This is a genomic window from Paenibacillus sp. Y951 (assembly GCF_056786395.1).
On record NZ_JBXCIY010000028.1, the window covers coordinates 11738 to 34692 of the forward strand.

The 22955-nt window shown below is 38.5% G+C and carries 18 protein-coding genes and 1 pseudogene; 8 read left to right on the plus strand and 11 right to left on the minus strand.

All coding sequences use genetic code 11. From position 1 onward, the window contains the following. Positions 1–158: 158 nt before the first annotated feature. Complete coding sequence (locus AC1TPB_RS23230) at positions 159–2393, plus strand: MMPL family transporter (RefSeq protein WP_482078666.1); 2235 nt, start codon at positions 159–161, stop codon at positions 2391–2393. Between the two features lie 116 nt (positions 2394–2509). On the opposite strand, the gene arfA is transcribed toward AC1TPB_RS23230, so the two are convergent. Further along, positions 2510–4021, minus strand: coding sequence for an arabinosylfuranosidase ArfA (arfA, locus tag AC1TPB_RS23235; RefSeq protein ID WP_482078667.1), 1512 nt, complete (start codon positions 4019–4021; stop codon positions 2510–2512). Positions 4022–4287: 266 nt separating this feature from the next. Between arfA and AC1TPB_RS23240 the strand changes: the two genes are divergently transcribed. Beyond that, positions 4288–5190, plus strand: coding sequence for an ArsR/SmtB family transcription factor (locus AC1TPB_RS23240; protein ID WP_482078668.1), 903 nt, complete (start codon positions 4288–4290; stop codon positions 5188–5190). Between the two features lie 31 nt (positions 5191–5221). Here AC1TPB_RS23240 and AC1TPB_RS23245 read toward each other — a convergent pair whose 3' ends face one another. Further along, complete coding sequence (locus AC1TPB_RS23245) at positions 5222–5407, minus strand: nucleotidyltransferase domain-containing protein (RefSeq protein WP_482078669.1); 186 nt, start codon at positions 5405–5407, stop codon at positions 5222–5224. A 368-nt stretch (positions 5408–5775) separates the two neighbouring features. Continuing rightward, positions 5776–6144: pseudogene (locus AC1TPB_RS23250) on the minus strand (ATP-binding cassette domain-containing protein); the annotation flags it as partial. A gap of 391 nt (positions 6145–6535) precedes the next feature. On the opposite strand from AC1TPB_RS23250, the gene AC1TPB_RS23255 reads away from it, so the two are divergent. The 4 genes from AC1TPB_RS23255 (at position 6536) to AC1TPB_RS23270 (ending at position 10741) form a co-directional block, all read left to right on the plus strand. Continuing rightward, positions 6536–7051: a hypothetical protein gene (locus tag AC1TPB_RS23255; protein ID WP_482078670.1), complete on the plus strand. Its 516-nt coding sequence runs from the start codon at positions 6536–6538 to the stop codon at positions 7049–7051. Next, positions 7048–7737 carry an AIM24 family protein gene (locus tag AC1TPB_RS23260; RefSeq protein WP_482078671.1) on the plus strand — a complete coding sequence of 230 codons (690 nt, stop codon included), beginning with the start codon at positions 7048–7050 and terminating at the stop codon, positions 7735–7737. Before AC1TPB_RS23255 ends, AC1TPB_RS23260 begins: the two co-directional genes overlap by 4 nt. A 451-nt stretch (positions 7738–8188) precedes the next feature. Then, a complete protein-coding gene (locus tag AC1TPB_RS23265) occupies positions 8189–8770 on the plus strand; it encodes a 50S ribosomal protein L25 (protein WP_482078672.1) in 582 nt (193 codons plus the stop codon). A gap of 492 nt (positions 8771–9262) precedes the next feature. After that, positions 9263–10741, plus strand: a complete 1479-nt coding sequence (locus tag AC1TPB_RS23270; RefSeq protein WP_482078673.1) for a copper amine oxidase N-terminal domain-containing protein — start codon at positions 9263–9265, stop codon at positions 10739–10741. 138 nt (positions 10742–10879) lie between these two features. Here the strand turns inward: AC1TPB_RS23270 and uxaC are convergent, their stop codons facing one another. From uxaC to AC1TPB_RS23285, 3 genes are read right to left on the minus strand one after another with little or no spacing between them, the layout of a single operon-like run. Continuing rightward, on the minus strand, positions 10880–12283 hold the full coding sequence (gene uxaC / locus AC1TPB_RS23275) for a glucuronate isomerase (protein WP_482078674.1): 1404 nt from the start codon (positions 12281–12283) through the stop codon (positions 10880–10882). Positions 12284–12336: 53 nt separating this feature from the next. Then, positions 12337–13446: a rhamnogalacturonan acetylesterase gene (locus AC1TPB_RS23280; RefSeq protein WP_482078675.1), complete on the minus strand. Its 1110-nt coding sequence runs from the start codon at positions 13444–13446 to the stop codon at positions 12337–12339. A 37-nt stretch (positions 13447–13483) separates the two neighbouring features. Continuing rightward, positions 13484–14767 carry a Gfo/Idh/MocA family oxidoreductase gene (locus AC1TPB_RS23285; RefSeq protein WP_482078676.1) on the minus strand — a complete coding sequence of 428 codons (1284 nt, stop codon included), beginning with the start codon at positions 14765–14767 and terminating at the stop codon, positions 13484–13486. Positions 14768–14901: 134 nt separating this feature from the next. Here AC1TPB_RS23285 and AC1TPB_RS23290 point away from each other — a divergent pair, with 134 nt between their 5' ends. Then, positions 14902–15708, plus strand: coding sequence for a helix-turn-helix domain-containing protein (locus tag AC1TPB_RS23290; RefSeq protein ID WP_482078677.1), 807 nt, complete (start codon positions 14902–14904; stop codon positions 15706–15708). A 79-nt stretch (positions 15709–15787) separates the two neighbouring features. Here AC1TPB_RS23290 and AC1TPB_RS23295 read toward each other — a convergent pair whose 3' ends face one another. Together AC1TPB_RS23295 and AC1TPB_RS23300 are read right to left on the minus strand one after the other, a co-directional pair. Then, complete coding sequence (locus tag AC1TPB_RS23295; RefSeq protein WP_482078678.1) at positions 15788–17302, minus strand: UxaA family hydrolase; 1515 nt, start codon at positions 17300–17302, stop codon at positions 15788–15790. Further along, the gene (locus AC1TPB_RS23300; protein ID WP_482078679.1) at positions 17295–18818 is read right to left on the minus strand and encodes a tagaturonate reductase; all 1524 of its coding nucleotides are present in this window, start codon (positions 18816–18818) and stop codon (positions 17295–17297) included. The genes AC1TPB_RS23295 and AC1TPB_RS23300 overlap by 8 nt, the downstream gene beginning before the upstream one ends. A gap of 204 nt (positions 18819–19022) precedes the next feature. Between AC1TPB_RS23300 and AC1TPB_RS23305 the strand changes: the two genes are divergently transcribed. Then, the gene (locus tag AC1TPB_RS23305; RefSeq protein ID WP_482078680.1) at positions 19023–19892 is read left to right on the plus strand and encodes a helix-turn-helix domain-containing protein; all 870 of its coding nucleotides are present in this window, start codon (positions 19023–19025) and stop codon (positions 19890–19892) included. Positions 19893–20961: 1069 nt separating this feature from the next. On the opposite strand, the gene AC1TPB_RS23310 is transcribed toward AC1TPB_RS23305, so the two are convergent. From AC1TPB_RS23310 to AC1TPB_RS23320, 3 genes are all read right to left on the minus strand, one after another. After that, entirely contained in the window at positions 20962–21153 is a 192-nt protein-coding gene (locus AC1TPB_RS23310) for a hypothetical protein (RefSeq protein ID WP_482078681.1), read from the minus strand. Positions 21154–21938: 785 nt separating this feature from the next. Continuing rightward, positions 21939–22106, minus strand: coding sequence for a hypothetical protein (locus AC1TPB_RS23315; protein WP_482078682.1), 168 nt, complete (start codon positions 22104–22106; stop codon positions 21939–21941). A gap of 102 nt (positions 22107–22208) precedes the next feature. After that, a complete protein-coding gene (locus AC1TPB_RS23320; protein WP_482078683.1) occupies positions 22209–22640 on the minus strand; it encodes a hypothetical protein in 432 nt (143 codons plus the stop codon). Positions 22641–22955 lie beyond the last annotated feature (315 nt).

The following is a 22955-nucleotide window of genomic DNA, read 5'->3' on the forward strand; positions in this document are numbered from 1 at the left end:
TTACAATAAAAAACGAATAATATGTAAAACAAAATAAACATTGACTAAAAACGTTTGGAATATTAACATATAAATGCTAGTTATTGTAAATGTGTCGTAGCTATATTATCATTACTTATTCAAACATATTACAATTAATTTTAAAGGAGGATCATGCTTTGAAGGAATTGCAGAAACGAGGGTTTTATTGGAATTGGGGTCATCTAATGTATCGATTTCGTTGGATTATTCTTATTGTTTGGATTATTATCTTTGCCATATTTGCACAATACGCCGTAAAAGCCCCTGAGCTATTCAAAGAAAACGGCTTTACTCCTTATGGAAGTGAATCTGATATTGGAACGACTGCACTTGTAGATGAGTTTGATTTCCCATTGTCATCCTTAGCAATCGTTTACAAAAGTGACCATCTTGATTTAACTTCAACTGAGCAGAAAGACCGACTCTTGTCTTCCCTACAAGATCTTCAATCTTTGGACTATGTAACTGGAATTTCTTTTAACGACACAAAACGAATCAGTGAATCAAAACATACTCAATCCGTAATCATTTCAACGAATTTGAATCAAAATGATTCTATTGATAAATTTAATGAAATCCAAGAGCATGTCACTGAATTAGATGGGATTCAAACTTATATTACTGGGAAAGGTGCATTATTCCATGATTTTCAGACTGCAAGCCAATCGGGCATAATTAAAGCAGAAACAATAGGAATTCCCGTTGCACTAATTGTACTTCTTATCGTTTTTGGATCATTAATAGCTGCTTCAATACCTGTCATTATCGCTATGATGAGTATTACGATAACATTAGGCATATCTTCTATCATTGGGGAACAAGTTGCTTTAAGTAATTTTCTACCTAATATTGTGACAATGATAGGACTAGCTATCGGAATAGACTATGCACTATTTATGGTCAGTAGGTTCCGAGAGGAATTGAAGCGACAAAGTTCTCTATCTAATGCTGTAGCGATGACAAGCCATACCATTGGTCGATCTATAGTATTTTCAGGTTTAGCAGTATTTATTGGACTCTTCGGCTTGTTGTTTATAGATTTGAATATTTTCTTAAGTCTTGCTATAGGTGGAGTTTTGGTCGTAGCAATATCTGTTTTGGCTGCCAATACACTTCTACTTGCTATCTTTGGGATTTTAGGTGACAAAGTTAATAAACTTCAAGTCATTCCTGTTAGATGGAGAAATAGAGAAGATAAAAAGTGGTGGGGAAAATTTGCACTATCTGTAATGAAACGTCCAATAATTGCATCATTAAGTTGCATTGCATTTATGATTTTCCTAATGATTCCGTTAACAGATATAAAAGTTTCTGAGGCAAGTGAAGAAGTTATTCCTGTGGAATATAATTCTAGACAAGGGTCTGATCTCCTGAAGTCTACATATGACGAAAGTGAAAGCAACCCGATTTTAATATTGGTGAAGACTCCGACTGACATAGGAAATTCTTCAACAACAATTGATGTTCAAAATTTTGTTCAGCAAATTAAGGAACTACCTAACGTTCGAGAAGTTAAAAGCTATTTGGATGTATTAAACACAAATGATCCCGAACAAATTGAGGCATTATTGGCTACACCAGAAATAAGTGAACAACTCCAAAATAATAAACTTATTAACATTCAAGCAGCAATCATTTCTGTAATTTCAGATTCGAAACCCAAAGATTCCCAAACAACTAATCTCGTACTTGCAATTCGGAACTTAGAAACACCACTTGAAAATTGGGTAACAGGTAAAGCTGCAAATGATGTTGATGTATTAGAATTAATTAAAGACGGACTTCTACCGCTTTTAGCATTTGTTATGAGCATCACATTTATAGTTTTGTTCTTTGTTTTCAAATCAATACTTCTGCCCATCAAAGCAGTATTAATGAATGTTCTCAGCCTTGGTGCTAGCTTAGGTGTCGTTGTATCTGTATTCCAATTCGGAATTCTAGCTGATTTCTTTCATATTACCTCTATCGGATATGTTACTTCTACTCTACCAGTTATTATATTTGGCATTGTCTTCGGTATATCAATGGACTACGAAGTATTGCTTATATCGAGAATTATGGAGGAATATGAAAATACTGGTGATAATGAACTGAGTACAGCAGAGGGATTAAATAAAACTGGCGGGCTAATAACCAGTGCAGCGATTATTCTAGTCAGTGTAGTTGGGGCCTTTATTTTTACTGATATTGAACTCATTAAAGCTATCGGACTAGGACTAACTATTTCTATTATTTTGGATGCAACTATAATTCGTCTTATACTTGTACCTGCTCTCATGAAAATACTAGGTAAAGCCAATTGGTGGGCTCCTCGTTGGGTAAAACCGATTCAGCCAAAAAAACAGAGCGAGCAATCATTACATATAGACTGATACCAACTATGATTACACATTAGTTTAGTTCTGAAAATTAAAGGGTGTGACTTCGGTATATTACCGAAATCACACCCTACCAGTCGTATCTTTACATCATTCATAACTCCAATTGCTTACTTTTCATTCACTTTAAGTCTAATAACATTCCACGAAGTTTTTGAAAGCTGAGCAGTAATGCGACTACCGTCTACTGTCGTTGTTTCACATGTTTGAGGTACAACATTGTTCGGATTATGCTTCGTATTCACTGCTTTAATATCTTGATTAGTCATTACAATATGTTCAATCAATGTCACTGAACCAAAGCTGCGTAGATCAAGATCAAGCTGCAAGCTCTCCTCCAAATGTCTGTTCACCGCAAAAATAGTTACCTCACCTAATTCTTCATTGTACACACTAATTGACTCTAGGTAAGGAACATCTGTAAAGTCTTTGGAATCATACTTTGGACTATTAACTAATGGATGAAGCACCGTTCCACGACCAAAGGTAGACGTATGCAGGAATGGATAGTATGTCGTTTGTAACCATAGTGATCCGCCGTTTTCTGTCATAATCGGAGCAATAACGTTAATCAACTGCGCCATACAAGCCATTTTCACGCGGTCTGCATGCTTCAGTATCGTAATTAACAAGCAACCAACAACTAGTGCATCCTCTAGATCATAAACATCTTCCAGATCTGGTGGTGCTATCTGCCAGCGTTCTTCCGCCGTGCTAGTCCCGATTGTATTCCATACATTCCATTCATCCAAAGATAGATAGATTTTTTTCTTGCTTTTCTTTTTCGCTTTAATATAGTCACAAGTAGCAGCAACGCTATTAATGAATTGATCCAAATCAAGTGATTTGGCTAAGAAGTTAGCAGTATTATTTTCATTATTGTTATAATATTGATGTAGAGATAAGTAATCAACATTGTCATAAGTAAGATCTAATACAGTAGCTTCCCATTCAGCAAATGTACTCATACCGCTACTAGAGCTACCACAAGCGACAAATTCCAATGTTGGATCAACCCAGCGCATCGCTTTAGCTGTTTCATTAGCAAGCCTGCCGTATTCGTAAGCGGTTTTAGATCCAATCTGCCATGGTCCATCCATTTCATTGCCTAGACACCATGTTTTGAAAGCGTGTGGCTCCTTATAACCATGAGATATCCGCAAATCACTCCAGTAAGAGCCCGAAGGATGATTACTATATTCTACCAGATTCCTCGCTGCATCAATACCTCTAGTACCTAGATTAACTGCCATCATAACTTCTGATCCAGCTAGCTTAGCCCATTCTGCAAATTCATTGGTACCTACAAGATTCGGTTCAGTTGTCCACCAAGCAAGGTCTAGCTTATTCTTACGTTCATTTACCGGACCAACACCGTCTTCCCAGTTGTACCCTGACACGAAATTTCCACCAGGATAACGAATAATCGGAACATTTAACGATTGAATCGCTTCTAATGCATCCCGACGAAAACCTTGTTCATTCGCAGTAGGATGACCGGGTTCATAGATACCACCATATACTGCACGGCCCAAGTGCTCAATAAAAGAACCATAAACTCTAGGATCTACCTCAGCTATCTGAAAATCTTTGTCTACAATCATCGTTGATTTCAAAGTCATAATTATTGTTCCTCCTCAAAATTTTTATAGCTTCCTAAAATAACTTCTTGCGATAAAAAGTCACATCGGAAGCATATGCTAACTTTTTGTAGCTTCCCGTATAGCTTCTTTGTAACAAAAAGTAGCTTCGAAAGCATGGGTTAACTATATTATTAATCCTTGTATTCGTTTATACTACAATTATAAGTACATTAACGACATTTATACAATCAAATTATTGAGGATTAACATAAATGCTTATTCTATTGAATTTCGGAGGTATTATCATGTATTTAACAACAAACGCAGATTCACTTCGAGTTTATGAAGCACTTGGAAGCGAAGTAAGACTTAAAATTATTGATCTACTTGATAAGAGGGAAATGCATATTAAAGAATTGGCTGCACAATTATATCTTAGTAGCGCAATCGTCAGTTCTCATGTCGCTAAGCTTCAAAAAGCAGGGATCGTCAGCTCTCAGATGAAAAGAGTCGGTACAGGCACTTATAAATATTGCTCCCTATCTGCTAATTTTATGCAAATTAAACTATCAAGTTCTTCAGACATTGCAAGAAAAGTTGTTGAGCTATCTATTCCTGTGGGGCATTACAATGATTTACAGGCACAACCAACTTGTGGAATTGCAACGACTGAGAAGTTGATTGGATTTTACGATGATCCAAGATATTTTCTAGACCAGGAACGCGTTAATGCTGGAATACTTTGGTTCGCGAAAGGCTATGTAGAATACAAGGTTCCGAACTATTTATTTATCGATCAAATTGTGCAGGAAATTGAAATATCGATGGAAATTGGATCAGAAGCGCCCAATATCAATGAGAAATGGCCTTCAGATATAGTGTTTACGATGAATGGAATAGAACTAGGAAAATGGACTAGCCCAGGTGATTTCGGAAATTTGCGAGGTCGCTTAACACCTGACTGGTGGGGCTCTGACATCAATCAATATGGATTATTAAAAGTACTTAAAATTAATGCTGGGGGAACCTTTGTCGATGGTCAACAAATATCAGATGTTACCTTAAACGATGTCCATTGGAAAAACGACCAATGGTCATTCCGCTTTACAGCAGAAGATATCGGTCGTAGACGAGGCGGCTTAACTTTATTTGGGCGCGGCTTCGGTAACTATAATCAAGATATTGTATTTAGAGTATTTTATGAGTGAGCTCTTAAGTATATTCTATTGTGCAGCCTACTTAATGATCTGAAATCCTAAATTCAGCTGCAACAACCGCAATATCAATATCACTATCTTCAGTAAATCCTCCGTTAACGGAGGAACCATAAACGTAAAGACTGCGTATTTGAATATGACCCTGTAAACTTTCAGCGAATTGCAAAGCGATTTCATTTACTTTTCCTCTATTATCGATTTCAGCCATATTCTCAACTCCTTAATTTTAGCGAAAAGAGGCTAGTGGTAACCAATGCCTCTTAAATATTTTTATGAAGTAAAGTACTCTCAGATTCTATCGTAACAGCTGCGATTAAACAATCATTTTTTTTCTTATTGTAAACCCTTTTTCACGACATTGGCGATATATTTCTGCAGCGTGAAGGTAAGTTTTGATAGGTACAGGATGTTGAATAGGCTTGTATCTACGAGGATCATTGCCTTCCGTCCCTCAATTCATCTAGATTACCTTCCCATTTTATATTCCCTTCAAAACTAAGTAAATCACTGTGGACTTTTTTGTTTAATACTTCGGATATAGCAATACGAACAGTTTCATCATTTGAATACGAGGGATATAGCTCTAGCAATAGTGAGCAATTCCTTCTGTCCTTGCGAGACGTTGCCCGTATCCTCACTCAATTCCATCATATAACCATCGCTTAATGTTCTCACAAAGTGATCCATCTGAGCTTCCTTCGCAGATTCAATAACTTCCTCGTCAGTCGCATTTAAGTTACCATATCGGATATTTTCCATAATCGTGCCATTGAACAGCCAAGTATCCTGCAGCACCATACCGAACTTACTCCGAATATCCTGTCGTGTGAATGTAGTAAGATCATGCCCAGCGATAAGTATCATACCTCCGTCGAGGTCGTGAAACCTCATAAGCAGTTTGACAATCGTGATCTTCCCCGCTCCATTCGGTCCGACAATTGCGACTCATTGACCACAAACATCATAATCGGCATCATTAATCCCGAATAGAATTCTGCTTTCTTTGCGCTAGTGGCTAGAAGATGGAGATCCAACACTAGAGCTTCCCGGATTATTGATTTGGAACATTTCTTTAGAATGACAAAGGTTTGTCCCCGTCGGATTACGGGACTCCGTAACTGGAACAGCTACATTATACGTATTGGTGAAATGATCCAAATCAAGCAAATGCAATATATGTTACTTAATATTACGTTTTTAAACACGTTCACTCTTTCTTGGAATTCCTTAATAGAGATTTTCTCTTACTATGCGACAATAGGTGACAGATTTATAGTAGATATGAGATAATATAGAGATAATATAAATGATTATAGAGTTGAAGCGGGTGAGAACTATGAAATCTTTTTTAAAACATAGTATTGTGTTGATCATAGCATTCAATATAATGTCTATGATGGCAACGTCGGCAGAAGCTGGCTTCTTTGGCCGAGTGAAGGATATATATGATATTCCGGATCGAGTAGAAGAAATCCAACAACAATATGATGCCACTAAGCAGGCGATGGAAGGTCAAATTGCTGAGCAGCGTGAACTGCTTGAACTTTCCCAGCAGCAGGCCGAGGAATTACTACTCCAGCAAGAACAATTGCAGCAGATCAATGAGCATTATCGCGAGCAGAATGAAAAATATCGTGAACAGACCCTAATGCTGGCTGAAGAAAATAAAAATTTGCTGTTAACAATGGAGAAGTTAGAACAGGATCGCAAATCATTTGTTCAAAAATTAATTATAACAATCAGCACTATTATAGCGTTGTTTATTCTTTATAGCCTTTCTATCCGGGTCTGGCGCTTTGCTGTTTGGCGTAAGCAAGAACGCAATCGCAGGCGGAAGGTATTATTGCCATGAATGTAATATTGCCTCCGCCAATTGGACATGTTCATATTACACTAGAGGATGATGAAACGCTGCATGTACTGCATTCTAAGGCTATCATCTCTTATCAAGGCTCGCCGCTTGGACGCGAAGATAGGCTGATGGATATTGGTGGCGTTTATCGTAAGAAAAAATGGATTCGTACACGATTGCAAGGACCTTCGTCTTTTTTACTCGGTTTGCCTGCCGGTTTTTCGATGGAGTCAATTGATATTCCTGCGGAAAGTAACCTGCTCTTTGATTTTCGCCATGTTGTATTTTTCTCGGAAGGGATGAACTTTCGCAGTAAAGTGCTCAAATTAAAAACGGCATGGATAACGAAGGAATTTATTCGCATTAAGTTTTCTGGGCCAGGCAAATTAGGCATTATTACAGTTGGTGATATTGTGACGATGCAGCTTGATCCAAATACACCTTTATTTGTCGATACAAGCGCATTAGTCGCATATCCTGAGGACGCATCGATTCGTTTGTCAGTTTACGGTAATTCTTTGGCCAGCCAGCATATGAATGTACAATGGGAATTGTGTGGTACGGGACCAGTGCTTGTTCAAACCGGCTCTCGGGATCGACAGTTGGAGAACAGACTTTCCGAGGATGGTTGGATAAAGCGATTACTCAGGGAAGTTTTACCGTTCGGCAGCGTATATATTAAATAATTTATTTATCCGGCAACACGTAAACTTCATCAATCCTATCGACATTTCCTGCTACGTGAAATATGTCATATCCCCTATTAATTTCCCGCTAGTTCACCTACATCCAATTCAATAACTACGCACCTTCCATCAGGAATGCTTATGCATCATTCCTGATGGAGAACGGCATAACGATATCTTTTCCAAGCGCACAAATAAATGAGTTGAGTCCCCTTAGAGGCTGCCTAATTCGACATAATGATGAAAATGAGTTAAGATTATAGAAAGTAAGGCATTTCGTTCCGATTGGGACGGGGTGCCTTCAGCTATATATTAATGTGAATATTAGTGAGTTGAAAGGGGGCGATCTCATGTTGCTCAACCTCCCCCCACGTTGGGGGTAAAATCAGTAGTCAATAGTGGCGAAAGATTTTGGGGCATACAAATACATTTTAAAGGGAGTTAATTTATTATGAGTATTTCCATACATGCAGAACATCGACAGCACTTGAACCGTTCAGGATTGAAGCATTTACGCAGTAAAGGACGTTTACCGGGTATTATCTTTGGAAGAGGTTTGGACAATACCATGATTCATATATCGCGGAAAGATTTTCACCAATGGGCAAAAGGCGGAGGGGCTGGCATTGTACAGCTTCAGATTGGTGATACCGAAAAATTCCCAGTATTGCTGGAAAACGCACAACGGGATGCAATTACACAAGAATATATTCATATCGATTTTTTGATAGTAAACCAAGATGAGGAAGTTCGTATGTTTCTTCCTATTATTATAACAGGTACTCCAATAGGTACCAAGCTAGGCGGTATTATTCAAACAGACAGCACTGCCATTGAGGTACAAGCATTGCCTGTAAATCTACCAGCATCGATTACAATTGATATTACCGATTTTGATATTGGTGCTGTATTGCGTGGCGGAGAAATTAAATTGCCTGAAGGCGTCAGCTTAGTGTCCTCTCCGCAAGAGATACTAGTGTCGATCATTGCACCTCGAATTGCTGAAGAAGCAAGCGAAGAAGAAGCAACATAATAAGATCATTTACTGCAGACAATGGACTCATGTTGCATAAACATACATCTGCTGCCTGCCTTCCTATAGTGAAGAGCCTGCTACTATTCATATTAAGAAGCTAAATTTAGTCTTCTTGGTGGGAGAAGAGTCGACATCGGGTGAATTGCAAAGTGTTTTTAGATATAATAGTTGTTTTAAGTGAACAAGAGAATCCCAGGATAAAGCCGATAAATCCGCTTTTTCCTGGGATTTTGTGTTGTGTGGTGAATAATCGAGGAATTACTGCACCCGCAGGCTCCATGTAGTGTATCTGCATTATTGTCACATTTATTATCGTTGTGACAAATCGGACAGCTTTTAGCAGTGTTTATTATCATTCTTTCCTGCCTCCTCCCTATTTAATTCATATAATTGCAACCTTTTTGGACAATCCTCCGTTTATATAAGCAACACGTTTTAAAGCAACAACAGCTAGACTATACTTATTCAACAAACGAGGAGACCTACAACATGAACAAGAAATTAAAGAAAACTATAGTAAGCTCACTTTCAGTGGCTGTCCTTTCCATGTCGGCTGCAGGAATGGTATCTGCTTCAAACGGAGCAACAACTTCCATCCCAACAAATATATCGACTCAAAATGAATCCAACTCAGAAGTGAAATTAAACACTCAACAATTTGCTTCCATTACAGGAATTGTTCAAGAGATTACAAATTATAATGCGGTCGAAAATGCTAAGCTAGTAGAATTAAAAGCTAGTGATAACAGCATTACTCATTTCGTTGTAACAGATGCAACTTATATTATGGATGAACTAACGATTGGTACTGAAATGATGGCGTTCTATGATCAGCAAGCACCTGCAATATTAATTTTCCCACCTCAATATAAGGCAGTTGTTATCGCAGCTGTCAATGAAGAACGTAATGTTGTCGTAGATCACTTCAATTCTGAACTGGTTAATACGGACAACACTTTACAGCTTAATCCGTCTGACGATACAAAAATTGTTATACCTGACGGTGCGGCTTTTGAAGGAGAAATCACTGATCGCCTATTAGCGGTAACTTACACAGTTTCAACTCGCAGTATTCCTGCTCAAACTAATCCTGCACAGATTACTGTGCTAGACCATAAAGAAGTTGTGGAGGAAACCCCTGAAGTAACGGCTGATTATGCAGAAGTCCGCGGCACAATTAAGTCAATCAATCCAGCAGGCAAAGACGGAAAACAGCAATTAGTAGAAGTACAACTTGACAAAGATACTACAGTACATCTAAATGTTTCCGAGCTAACGTTTGTTGATGAAAAACTTGAAGTTGGCGCAGAAATCATCGCTTTCTACAAAACTAATGCACCAATGTTAATGATTTATCCACCGCGTTATAATGTATCTGCAATTGCTCTTGTAAAAGAAGATCGTCAATTTATGGTAGATCGTTTTGATAGTAATCTTAAAAATTCTGCCGGCAATTTAGTGCTTAATATTGGAGATGATACAAAGGTGCTAACTGCTGACGGTAAAGCATATGAGGACAGTCTGCAGGACAAAAACTTGTTTGTTGAATATGCAATCACAACTAGAAGCATTCCTGCTCAAACGACTCCGATTAGAGTTGTTGTATTAGAGGATGAAGCAGCTCCTATTGAAGAAAAATCAATTGTTGTTAATGGTCAAACAGTTGAAGCACCAGCAGCATATTCCGATGAAAATGGCGTTGTTATGGTACCTATTCGCGCAATTGCAGAAGCATTAGGCTATGAAGTTGGCTGGGAAAATAAAACCAGAGAAATTACACTTGGAATAGCAATCTCATTGCAAGTTGGAAAAGATAGCTATACTTTCGCTAGAATGGCTCCTATTGAGCTAGGCACTGCACCGATTATTGTAGAAGGTAACACTTATGTACCGCTTAACTTCTTCACAGATGTTGCACAATTAAGTGAAGCTTCTATCAATAACAAGGAAATCGTTATTAACAAATAATAGTTTTACCGTACATACGGTAAAACGAAGATAATATGAAGCGGCGTGAGCACAGTATGATTCAATACTGTACTCACGCCGCTTTTTTAAGTATAAACCTCTACCTGCTTTATTTTAGGAGCAGGGCGAACAAATCGCCTATGAACCAAACCGGAAATATTCCACTGCATTGCGATAGCATATTCCTTCAATGATCGTTTGCAGCAGCTCCATATCTTCTGGCAGCTGACCTGACTCAACCCATTCACCTAACAGATTACACAAAACACGCCGGAAATACTCATGCCTTGGGTAGGAAAGGAAGCTACGAGAATCGGTCAACATCCCTACGAATCGGCCAAGTACGCCCATGTTCGCCAGTGATTTAAGCTGAGCCAGCATACCATCGATCGTATCGTTAAACCACCATGCGGAACCGAGCTGAATTTTACCTGGAATGCCGCCACCTTGGAAGCTGCCCATCATCGTTGCTAGCACTTCATTATCACTAGCATTTAATGAATAGAGAATGGTGCGTGGCAATTTTTCAATTGCATCTAGTAGTTTGACAAGTGGCTCTGCTAATGGTCCATCATTAATTGAATCAAATCCCGTATCAGCACCAAGTTGATTAAACATCGCTGTATTATTATTGCGATGGGCTTTAATATGAAGCTGCATCGTCCAACCAAATTGCTCATACAAGCCTGCTAGATAGATCAAGGTATAGGTTTTATATGCAGCTTCTTCTTCTATTGTTACTGCATCCCCACGTAGCGCTTTAGCAAAAATCTCTGTTGCTTGCTCTATCGTTGCATCTGCATACATCACTTTATCTAATGCATGATCAGATAATAAGCAGCCTGTGTCATGGAAAAATTGCACGCGATCCTTTAGCGCTTTTAACAGCAAGCTATAATGGTTGACGTCATATCCACATACCTCTTCTAAGCGCTGTAACCACGGAAAAAATGTTGCCCTGTTAATTTCTAACGCCTTATCAGGTCGGAAAGTAGGTCTTACTTGAAATCCGAGGTTTTGTTCTTCATTTAATTTAAGATGATATTGTAACGAATCTACTGGATCATCCGTTGTACAAACGACTCGCACATTGGAGCTACGGATTAAACCTCGTGGTGAAAAACCCTCTTCCTTTAGACGCTCATTGGCTTTTCCCCAAATGATTGGTGCATTTTTTTCATTAATCATTTCATATATACCAAATAGTCGTCTAAGTTCTAGATGAGACCAATGATATAATGGATTGCCAATCAGCATTGGTACGGTTTTGGCATAAGCTACAAAACGCTCATAATCACTTATCCCTTGGCCACCAGTAACATATTGTTCTTTTACACCATTAGCTCTCATCGTCCGCCATTTATAATGATCACCATACAACCAAACTTCTGACAGATTAGCGAATGGCTTATCTTCAAAGATTGCTTGTGGATCAAGATGACAATGATAATCGATAATAGGCATTGGCTTTGCAAACTGCTCATATAAGTTAACTGCCGTATCGTTACTTAGCAAAAACTGTTCATCCATAAATGCTCTCACTGATTAATCACCTCAGAAAATTTAGTCGTATACTATTTAACTCATACAATATCTCATCCCTTAAGTTTCAGAAACATCTTAAGCGGCATGAGATTGAGATCTCGAATACCAGCAACCACTAATTGGGCAATTTGCAAACCGCCTTGTTCTTGGAAATGGGTATTATCCTTCGTGCCATTCGAGAAATTTTTCCACTCCCCAGGCTCTCCCCATAGAAAAATCGATTTTGTCGCTTCTTCACCAAGTTCTTCAAACAATTGTTTGCTACGATCTGCCAAATCAATGAGTGCTACATTTTCTTCCTCTGCTAGCTTTCTTACAGCATCCAAATACGTTGTGTGTGAGTTAATGATCCCACCATCGTTATCATAATCGCGACGGTGCACCGAAGTAATTAACACTGGTGTTGCCTTCTTCGAACGGGCAGCATCGATATATTTTTGCAGATGCTCGGGATAGGTTGTCTGTGGATCGGTGAATCTTTCCTCATCAGATTTTTGATCATTATGACCAAACTGAATGAATAAAAAGTCACCTTCTTTGATCTCGTCTACTATCCCGTCTAGTCTGCTTTCAGAAATAAAACTTTTTGAGCTTCGACCACCTATCGCATGATTCGCAATAACAACATCATGTCTAAAGTAGTAATTCAGCATTTGCCCCCAACCTGAGAACGGAAAACCGTCAACCGAGGGATCTGTAACGGTTGAATCTCCTGCCAAATAAATAGTAACTTGCTGTGAAGTCTGAACCATTTCAACAGCATTCAAGCGTGGTGCAAGTCCGCCAAAGCTTAATTTCAACTGTCCGTTCCGTACATTGACTCCAAACTGTTCACGAGCGCACTGTCCTGCTACCGTTTCATAATTTTGCAAAACAAGATGCTCACCATTTGTCTTTATTGAAGCATGAGTTGGTGCATGAGCATCTCCCATCAGTAAAGTAACGATATAATTACCATTAGGTACATCAGCAACAAAGGTTGAATCAAAAGGAATACAGAAATCTCCAGTTAGTAGCTCATCTGTCCGTTTTTTCGCTGACACTTTATGAGTCGTAGTAAAACCGAAATCTATGTTTTCATCATATAATGTAGTATTCGTAACCTTTTGATAGCCTTCTTGAGCTACTCCTGCTGGACCAAAGTCAAATAGGTATGACATACATTCACCTCTAACTGATTTTCTATACTATATCATTTTAGAACTTAACAAGTTGATCCACTTGTACTGGCATTCCTGTTCTCAATGAAATATTACCTGCAACACCAGTAAGAATAGACATTGCACCATCAACATGTGATGCCGCACGATGATACGGATCTTCCTCTGGAACTCCAAACAAATCATTAAGAAGAATTGGGTCCCCACCACCATGACCACCTTCACTGTCTTCAATGTTCACGTCATACGCTTCTCCAAACATTGGAATTACTTTAATACTCTTGGATTGAAGCGCACCTTCATCTTCTTTCTTCCCACCGGAATTTACATAAGATTTTTCCACAATTTTCATTTCAATACGTCCCTTTGAACCGTTAATATTGACCTGGAAGCCTTCCCATGGCATATAGCAGTTAAGAGAATATGTTAATATTGCTTTATTTTTATAGCGTACTAGTAAGCCTAGTGTATCTTCAATCGAAATACCATCTCCGAACACACTTTGATCACGATAGTAACCATCTTCATGTTCAGCATCTGCATACTGTCCTTTTAAGTCTTCACTCTTCTCCAAATCAAGGGCAAACGGGTCATTTTTCGCAATTTCACTACCACGAGCACGATTATAAAACTCTGTTACACCACGTTTTTCCGCATTTTCTTTACCATAAAACATCAATGAGCCTTGAGCGAAAACCGTTTGAGGCTGAGTGTCTAGCCAGAAGTTAATCAGATCAAAATGATGAGTCGATTTATGAACGAGCATTCCACCACTATTACGTTTATCTCTATGCCAGCGACGGAAATAATCTGCACCATGCTCTGTATTAAGTAACCATTCGAAATGTACAGAATGTACATCACCGATAGTACCATTCATAATCAATTCACGAAGTTTAGTATTATGCGGTGCATAACGATAGTTGAAAGCTACACGAAGCTTTTGACCTGTATTATTAACTGCATCAATAATATCTTGGCATTTTTCCTCGTCCACTGTCATTGGTTTTTCCGTTATAACATCACAGCCTAACTCCATTGCTTTAATAATATAAGTATGATGAGTACGATCCATCGTCGTCACAATAATCGTATCGGGCTTTTCTACTTGAATCATTTTTTCAAATTCATCTGCTTTATACGTCGGAATCGCTTTGTAACCATAATTTTCGACAAGCAGTTTATTCGCATAGTTCATTCTTGTTTGATTTGTATCGCAAAATGCAACGAGCTCAGACGTTTCACCATAATCTCTTACCAAAGAACCATAAAAAAATTGTGCTCGCCCGCCAGTACCAATAAGTGCATATTTCTTTTTCATATGGAAACGCTCCCTTTTAAATGAATGTAAACGATCTCCTTTAATATACTGCAATAATGAGTTATAATCGTCTATAATAATTGCTCAAATCAATAAAAAGTCGCAATTCTTGCACTTTACTCGCGGAGGTCAAAATGAGTGTCAACTATAATAGTGAAAAATCAATGATGATCGACCATACAAAGCGGAAAGGCTTTTTTACGATGCAAGATCAACATTCGCATGATGAATATGAACTCTATTATTTATTTGCTGGTGAACGTGATTATTTCATTCGTGATCGCACATACCGAGTAAAGCAAGGAAGCTTTGTATTTGTAGACAAGCATGAATTGCATAGAACGATCGATACTGGTATCGCTGATCACGAAAGACTTGTGATCAACTTCGGTGATTCATTTCTAGCAGATTTTCCATTTACCACACTAAGCGGGGTTATTGCGTTACCACCACAAGTGCAATATAAAGGAGAAAATATTGTTCAGGACTTACTTTCGGAAGCAAAGGATAATGCCCGCGGTCGGGATATCATGCTAGAATCATTACTACGTCAACTACTAATGCTAGTTTTCCGAGCGCAAGATGAGCAGCCTAAGGTTGAGGCTCAACCCTCATCTGTTCATCAAACGATGTATGAAATTGCGACTTATGTAGGAACCCATTACGTTGAAGCACTACGCCTTCATGACGTTGCTGCTCAATTTTTCATTAGCCCCTACTACTTAAGCAGAAAATTCAAACATTGTACTGGCTTCGGCTTTGCAGAATATGTGCAATTAGTTAGAGTGAGAGAGGCTCAACGCTTACTTCGCGAAACGAATCTGAAAATGAACGAAATCGCTGAACAAATTGGTATGGAGTCCGTGGGGAATTTTTATAAGCTGTTTAAGCATACGACAGGGTACTCTCCCCTGCAGTATAGAAAGAGCCAGGAGAGGTAGTTCAAACAGCGGACTTTGATAACGATGATTGACTTAGTAGTTTATTCGACGTTGAATACACTACTTAGCCAAACTCAGCCTACAACGTAACGCCATCTTTGAATATTGCGATTTCTTTAAACCCATTGCGTTCATTATGTGTCTGGATTTCCCCAGAAGCAATTGCAATAAGCTGTTCCCAAAATTCATCACTTAACGCTTCCATTGTCATATCGTCAAGTAGACGTCCTGCATTAAAATCGATCCAGTTTTTCTTACGCTGAGCTAATTCGGTGTTCGTAGAAATTTTCACCGTCGGGACTGGTCCACCAAATGGTGTCCCTCTTCCTGTTGTAAACAATACGATATGCGCCCCTGCTGCACTTAGCGCTGTGACCGAAACAAGATCATTGCCTGGTGATTCAAGTAACGTTAAACCATTTTGTAGTACGCGATTGCCATAACCAATAACGTCCGTAACAATGGCATGCCCGCCCTTTTGTGTGCATCCTAAAGATTTTTCTTCTAATGTACTGATGCCACCAGCAATATTTCCTGGAGATGGATTTTTATAAATCTCTTGACCATGGCGTATGAAATATTGTTTGAATTCATTAATTAGACCAACGACATCTTGAAAAATTTCTTCATTTGCTGATCGCTCCATTAGTATCGTTTCAGCACCAAACATTTCAGGCACTTCAGTTAAAATAGCCGAACCACCGGCAGCAATTAATCGATCTGCCATCCTACCTACTAGTGGGTTTGCTGTAATACCTGATAAACCATCGGAACCGCCACATTTTAAGCCCAGCTTTAAGCGTGATATAGGTACAGGTTCTCTTGTAAAGCTTTCTGCAAATTCAACCAATTCCTCCATTAATAACAACGCTTCTTCAATTTCATCCTCTGCCTGCTGCGCCTTTAAAAATTTAATACGACGAGGATCATAATCTCCAATTACTTGCTCGAACAACTCAATCTGATTGTTTTCACAGCCTAAACCAATGACTAGTATTCCGGCTGCATTCGGATGTCGAACCAATGAAGCTAGCAATTTTTGTGTGTAGCTCAAATCATCGCCTAATTGCGAGCAACCATAAGGATGTGCAAAATGATAGATGCCATCCACTCGATCCTCATATAATGCCGACGCACGACGAGCGACAATTTCACATGTTTTATTAATACAGCCTACCGTGTTAATAATCCATATTTCATTGCGAATACCGACCTCGCCATCCGCTCTGACATAACCTTGAAAAATGCGAGAAGTATCTTGGGATTGCTGCTGTGCAACAGCTGCCTCAGCAAACGCTTCCACACTTGGAGTATATTCATAGCTCAAAATCCCACTTAAGCCGGATCTAATATTTTGTGTATGAACCCAATGACCAGCTGCGATGGCCGTTGTCGCTACTCCGATTGAATTACCAAATTTAATAATATGTTCTCCTTCCTGCAAGGAATAGAGCGCAATTTTATGACCAAATGGTACATCATCAAGTAATTCGATCGAAGATTTATCGTCCAGTTGAAGTTTATCGCCTTTGGAAAAGGGTTTAAGAGCAATGGCTACTGTATCTTTTTCATGTAATTTAATCCACTTATTCATTGCCGAATTCCTCCCATTGCATCATAATAGCTGTTAATTGCTCTGCCAAATTGGGATTGCTGACATGGATATTGAAGCCCCATAGCGCTTCTAATTGGAGTATGAGAGTTACAGCTTGATGTAAAGATGTAGAAGTATTGTCTCTTGAAAAGTAACTGTAGCTGCTCCAGACGCTAGCTATCTGATCTAGTAAAACTGGATCATCACGCAAAATATACGATTCGCCTGCAAAAGATTCCCCTTCATAGCCCGCTTCAACTTTTTCAACTTGATAGTATCGGATTAATGCAGCTAACGCTGTAGCTAACCCTTTAGGAAGATGGGCAAACTGCTCATTGTGCAGGTAATATTGAATTGCTGGCAATAATCTCGTTCTAAATTTACTCAAACTATTCATCGCAATATCGGTTAAACGATGCTGGATATACGGGTTCAAAAAGCGCTGATACACTTGCTCGGCATATTGCTGTAAGTCGGCCGAATCATAAGGTAATGATGGAATAATTTCAGACTGAATCGTTCGCTTAATCAGTGTACTAATATGTGGATCTTCCATCGCTAACCGTACTTCTTTTACACCTTGTAACAAACCATATAACGCCATAAACGTATGTGCTCCATTTAATATGCTTACCTTACGCACTTGAAACGGCTTTAAGTCTTCGACCCATAGCACATTCATTCCTGCGGTGGCAAGCGGCAACTCCCGATCTAGTGAAGGATCACCTTCTATTGCCCATAAATGATACGGCTCAGCTGTTGTAAGCATTGGATCACGATATCCCCACTCATCGAACCAAGCATCTGCTTGTTCTTGCTTCGGATATCCTGTCACAATTCGATCTACAAGTGAATTTAGAAATAAATTATGATCAATAACCCAATCTCTAAAATCTGTAGGAAGCTGCCAATCTTCACAATAACGCAATATGCAATCGCGTAAAGTATCACCATTACGCTCTAGCAATTCACATGGCAAACAGATGAATCCGCGCTCCGGATCTCCTTGAAATGCTTTGAATCTGTGATATAACAATGCTGTTAATTTGCCAGGATAAGAAGTAATCGGTTCTCCCTCTTTCCACTGCTCTGGTCGATATGTCAAGCCTGCTTCTGTCGTATTCGAGACTACGATTTTTAACTCAGGTAGTTCGGCAAGTGCCATAAACTTATCCCAATGCTCATAGGGATCAAATGCGGTGCTGAAGACCGTAATCTGATCCACCCGTTCAATGGGAACATTATTTTCTAAGCCCCGAGTTACTAAAGTGTATATCCCATCTTGAGCCGATAATGCTTCGATATTAGGCTTACCAGTTGGACGCGGCTGCACAACTGCTACACTTCCATTGTATAAACCTTGCTTTCTGCTTTCATAAAGCATCCAATCAAAAAAACCTCTCAGAAAATTCCCTTCACCAATTTGCAGCACCTTAATCGGTGAATGTATCATCTCGTTATACATTAGGTTTTGCTTTGTAGTTAGTACCTCTTTATCTAATCGTGTGGACATCATGTCTATTCACTCTCCTTTAAGCTATGATCATATTCCGTACCATCATGAAAAAAAGCTTCCCTTATTCGAGAGAATCATATATTATTTCCTTAATTATAGACAACAAATTTGAATGGATATATAGCTAATCCTTGCTTATTTATACTCTATATTGATATTTCTATAGACTGAATAATAACTTTTATATAGAGATTGGAGGCACTCATGAATCCGTATCGTAAAATGTTTAACTTTGAGGCTGAATTTCCTTTTGAATATGTATATCGTGATTCCAAAAGCGAACAATTTGAATTGCCTAATCATGTTCATGATTGGTATGAATTTGTATATGTTTATGATGGGAGAGGAACTTTTTTTATTGATCATACCTTTTATGATGCAGAAGCAGGCGATATTTTTTTAATACCTAGTAATACCATTCATCGCTCTTTTCCTGCTCGGGAGGATCCAAAGCGAGCAACTGCTTTCTATTTTAGTGCAGCATTTGTACATGATACTTCTGCTATCGGTGAGCGATTTCATTATTTGCAACCTTTTGAAATCGCCCAATTAAAGCAATCTTTTCGCTTCACAGTACCAGAACCTTATCGCAAGCAGATCGTTGATCTAATAGAGCAGGTTCATCATGAGTATAGTGAGGAAACAATAGGGTTCAGGCAGGCGATTAGAATGCATATTCAACACATCTTATTATTGCTTAGTCGCCATGCAGAAAAAACTTGGGGGAACCCGCTTCAGCGCCAGTACGCAGCCATATTACCACAATGGCTAGAGCAAACTTTAACTTACATTGATTCACATTTGGAGGAAGCACTTGGATTAGCAGATCTTGCTCGAAACGCTGCTATTTCGCCCGCTCATTTTTCACGAGTATTCAAACGATTAACAGGGATGAATGTTACCGACTACGTTACTGCCAAACGGGTAATTCGGGCGAAAGAGATGTTACAGCTGAATGATCGAAATATTGCACAGATTGCAGAAGCATGTGGATTTGGAAGCATTCCTCATTTCCATCGTAAATTCAAAACACTCACTGGTATGACACCGGCACAGTATAAGCATAGTTTGTAGTTATCCCGATCTTATCAAACCAAGTGTATGATACGTTTCAAAGCTGAAAATGAAAAATGAACGTTTGATACAACTATGTAGTCGTAACAAACGTTCACCACTTCTCTATATAATAATGAATATCATTTTCGGCTCAACCTCATAATAAGTGCCTGACTGTTTAAATTTATATACGTAAGCGGACATCAGGTACGTTATAGGCATGATTGATCATTTTTCAGCAAGCTTTTGGCCCCTTGGCACTCGTTCATATAATAAAGCCAAAAGTAGCCTTAATGTGCGTCAGAGGGAGCTACTGCGGCATTCGTTGCTGAGCTCAGCAATTTGCGCTAAACTCCATTCAGCATATTGACGAGCTCAGTACAACCTAAACCCATTGGTAATACTAGCGGACTCACAGGACCTTATTTCTGCGTTTTCTTCTCATTTCGAGTTTTCGCGGACTCACAGGACCTTATTCACTCGTTTGCTAGTGAATGTTGAGTGAATTACTATCAATAGGGTCCTGTGAGTCCTCTTACATCCTAATGTGTTGGTTTTTAGCTAATTAGCGTCCTGTGTGTCCGCTCGTTTGCGCTTCATTCCCCACTTGCGGCGTATCAAAACCAAAAGTAGCCTTAATGTGCGCCGAATGGAGATACTGCGGCACATCCGTATGTCCATTCATATTTCGTCAAGCGCTGGTTTTGGTTTTGAGCCATATTTCATTAATATTATTAAGCACAACAATCTGAATAACACCCATCGTGCCAACGATTTCAATCGTAACATCTCCCCAGGTCAGAAATGCTTTGAGCCTTGACTAGCTTGGATCAAGTACAGCAATGACGCCATTATCAAATGGTCAAATAAACATAGCCCTGTCGCACCTACAAGAGGTGCGATTAGAAACCGACTCTTACCACCTCTAAAATCCACGCACCTACGTGAGGTACGACAAGACCAACAAGAGATTTTGCAACACCTGTCTATATTTCAATCCACGCATCTACGTGAGGTACGACCAATATAGTCCAAGTAGACACATAATGCGCAATAGGTGAAGTCAAAAAAAGCCCATTTTGTGGGCTCAAAATTTCTCTGGTTTTGCAATTTTAATTGATGCTACTTCTCCGCAATTTTTACAAAAAGTATATATAACTGGGGATCCTTTAGAAAAAATTTTACCGACTGGCATTACGTTAGCGTAGCCATTGTTTATTTCACCTTTAGTAAATGTATTACTTCCACAAGCTTTACAAGTTAAGTTTTCTTGATTCATAGTAACCACCCTTAATGAAATTATTAATTAATACGAATTATCCCAATAGAAGTTTCGTTATTTACAAGTGCTATATGTCGCAGTACGACAACACTATCTATCAGAGTTCAATCCACGTACCTACGTGAGGTACGACGTGCCACCTGTCGTCTGCGCTACATCTGCAAATCCGAGTTCAATCCACGTACCTACGTGAGGTACGACTAAATAGTCATAATTGTAATACCTCCATTAGTTTAGTTCAATCCAAGTACCTACGTGATCAGCTTATGAAAAGTGAATATTTTGTACAAACCTATTTATATAGGTTAATCTTCACTTTTATCTTTATAACATCCCTTATTTAATTTGACACCTTCAAAAGCCATATTACTTTGATTCCACTAAAAAAATTGGACAGTATAAACAACTCAATATTTTTTTAGATCCTGCACACTAGTTAATGTATGAGGCTTATAATATAATGATGGTTTTAATTTTGAATATAAAACTGTAATTGTTCAAGATTGTTTAAAGAATTACGTAGTATCATTAATTATTTCTAAATTTATAATTAGAGGAGCCGTAATCATGAAAATATCAGAAATTAATAGTATGGGAGAAAACCTTCAATAGAAAGTTATACCTTTAGAGCATATGGAGGAGGAAATTATTTAGGAGAAACCTATAAGAATTGGCTTGCTCTTTCTATTAGATTTGTAGAATCCAACTTTCCTGGAGATTCTAGATGTTCAGAGAAAATAAAGTATTAGACTGAAAATTATCAAGACCTAAACTTAAGGAAATCAAATGTACCAATCTCCGCCTTTAAGCGACTTAATCAAAAATTCGCTACAAATCTGGTGGAACTCCTCAAAGTTAGCCGTATTATTCCCATAATCCTCAACAGAAAAGTCCCAACGCATTTGCACCAGCTCATTGATATCGGCTAAGGTAGCCAACCGTATAATCATGATCAAGTCTCCCCCTCTACGATACACCTTCAATAATAAAACTTAGTATTTATAATTCTTCTTAACTGCTCCATTAACCTGCCCGTTTGTTCAGTAGTTTCCTTATTGGATTACAATATTGTTTTCATCAAAGAAAGTTATCTCAGCAGGGAAAGTTTCTTTTAACTCAGTTGGTAGTTTCTCGTATTTTATGAACGTTTCATCCTTAGAAATATCTGCTGTAAAACTAAATTCTTCATTTATTAGTTTGGCTAACAAGTGGTCTATTTTTAGATTGGGATTGGATCCGAATAACATTCCAAATATACCTTCATTTGTTTCTATTTTTCTATATGAAACTACATTAGTTCCATATCCTCCTGACCCTTCAATCTTGAACTTGCCGTTCAAGCCCTTAATCAAATGCGAATAGCCAAAATTTTTATTTTCAATTTGAAATAAAACGATGTATGAATTTGAATTATCTAATCTCACAACGTCTTTAACATTAGGGTTTAATTCTTCTATACCACCTCTATTTAACCAATCTTTCAACTCGAATTGTATGGATATGTTATCGTTGTCAATATGGAACCGATTGGAATAGTACAATACATATCCAGTAAAAAACACGATAAAAAATAAAGAAAAGTTCATTATCTTCTTAATTTTAGACAATCAAAACACCCCCAAAATAGCGTACCGTGAAACCCCATCTGATGAGTTGAAAATTGCTACGAAAATCTGTCCGTTAGTTCAATAAGATGAGCGGCTCACCACTACGCCTGCTCATCCATGGGTATGATTAAACTATCGTTCTCTGTTAGTTGAATCGATTATGTCTCAAAATGCTACTCAGCAATCACCCAT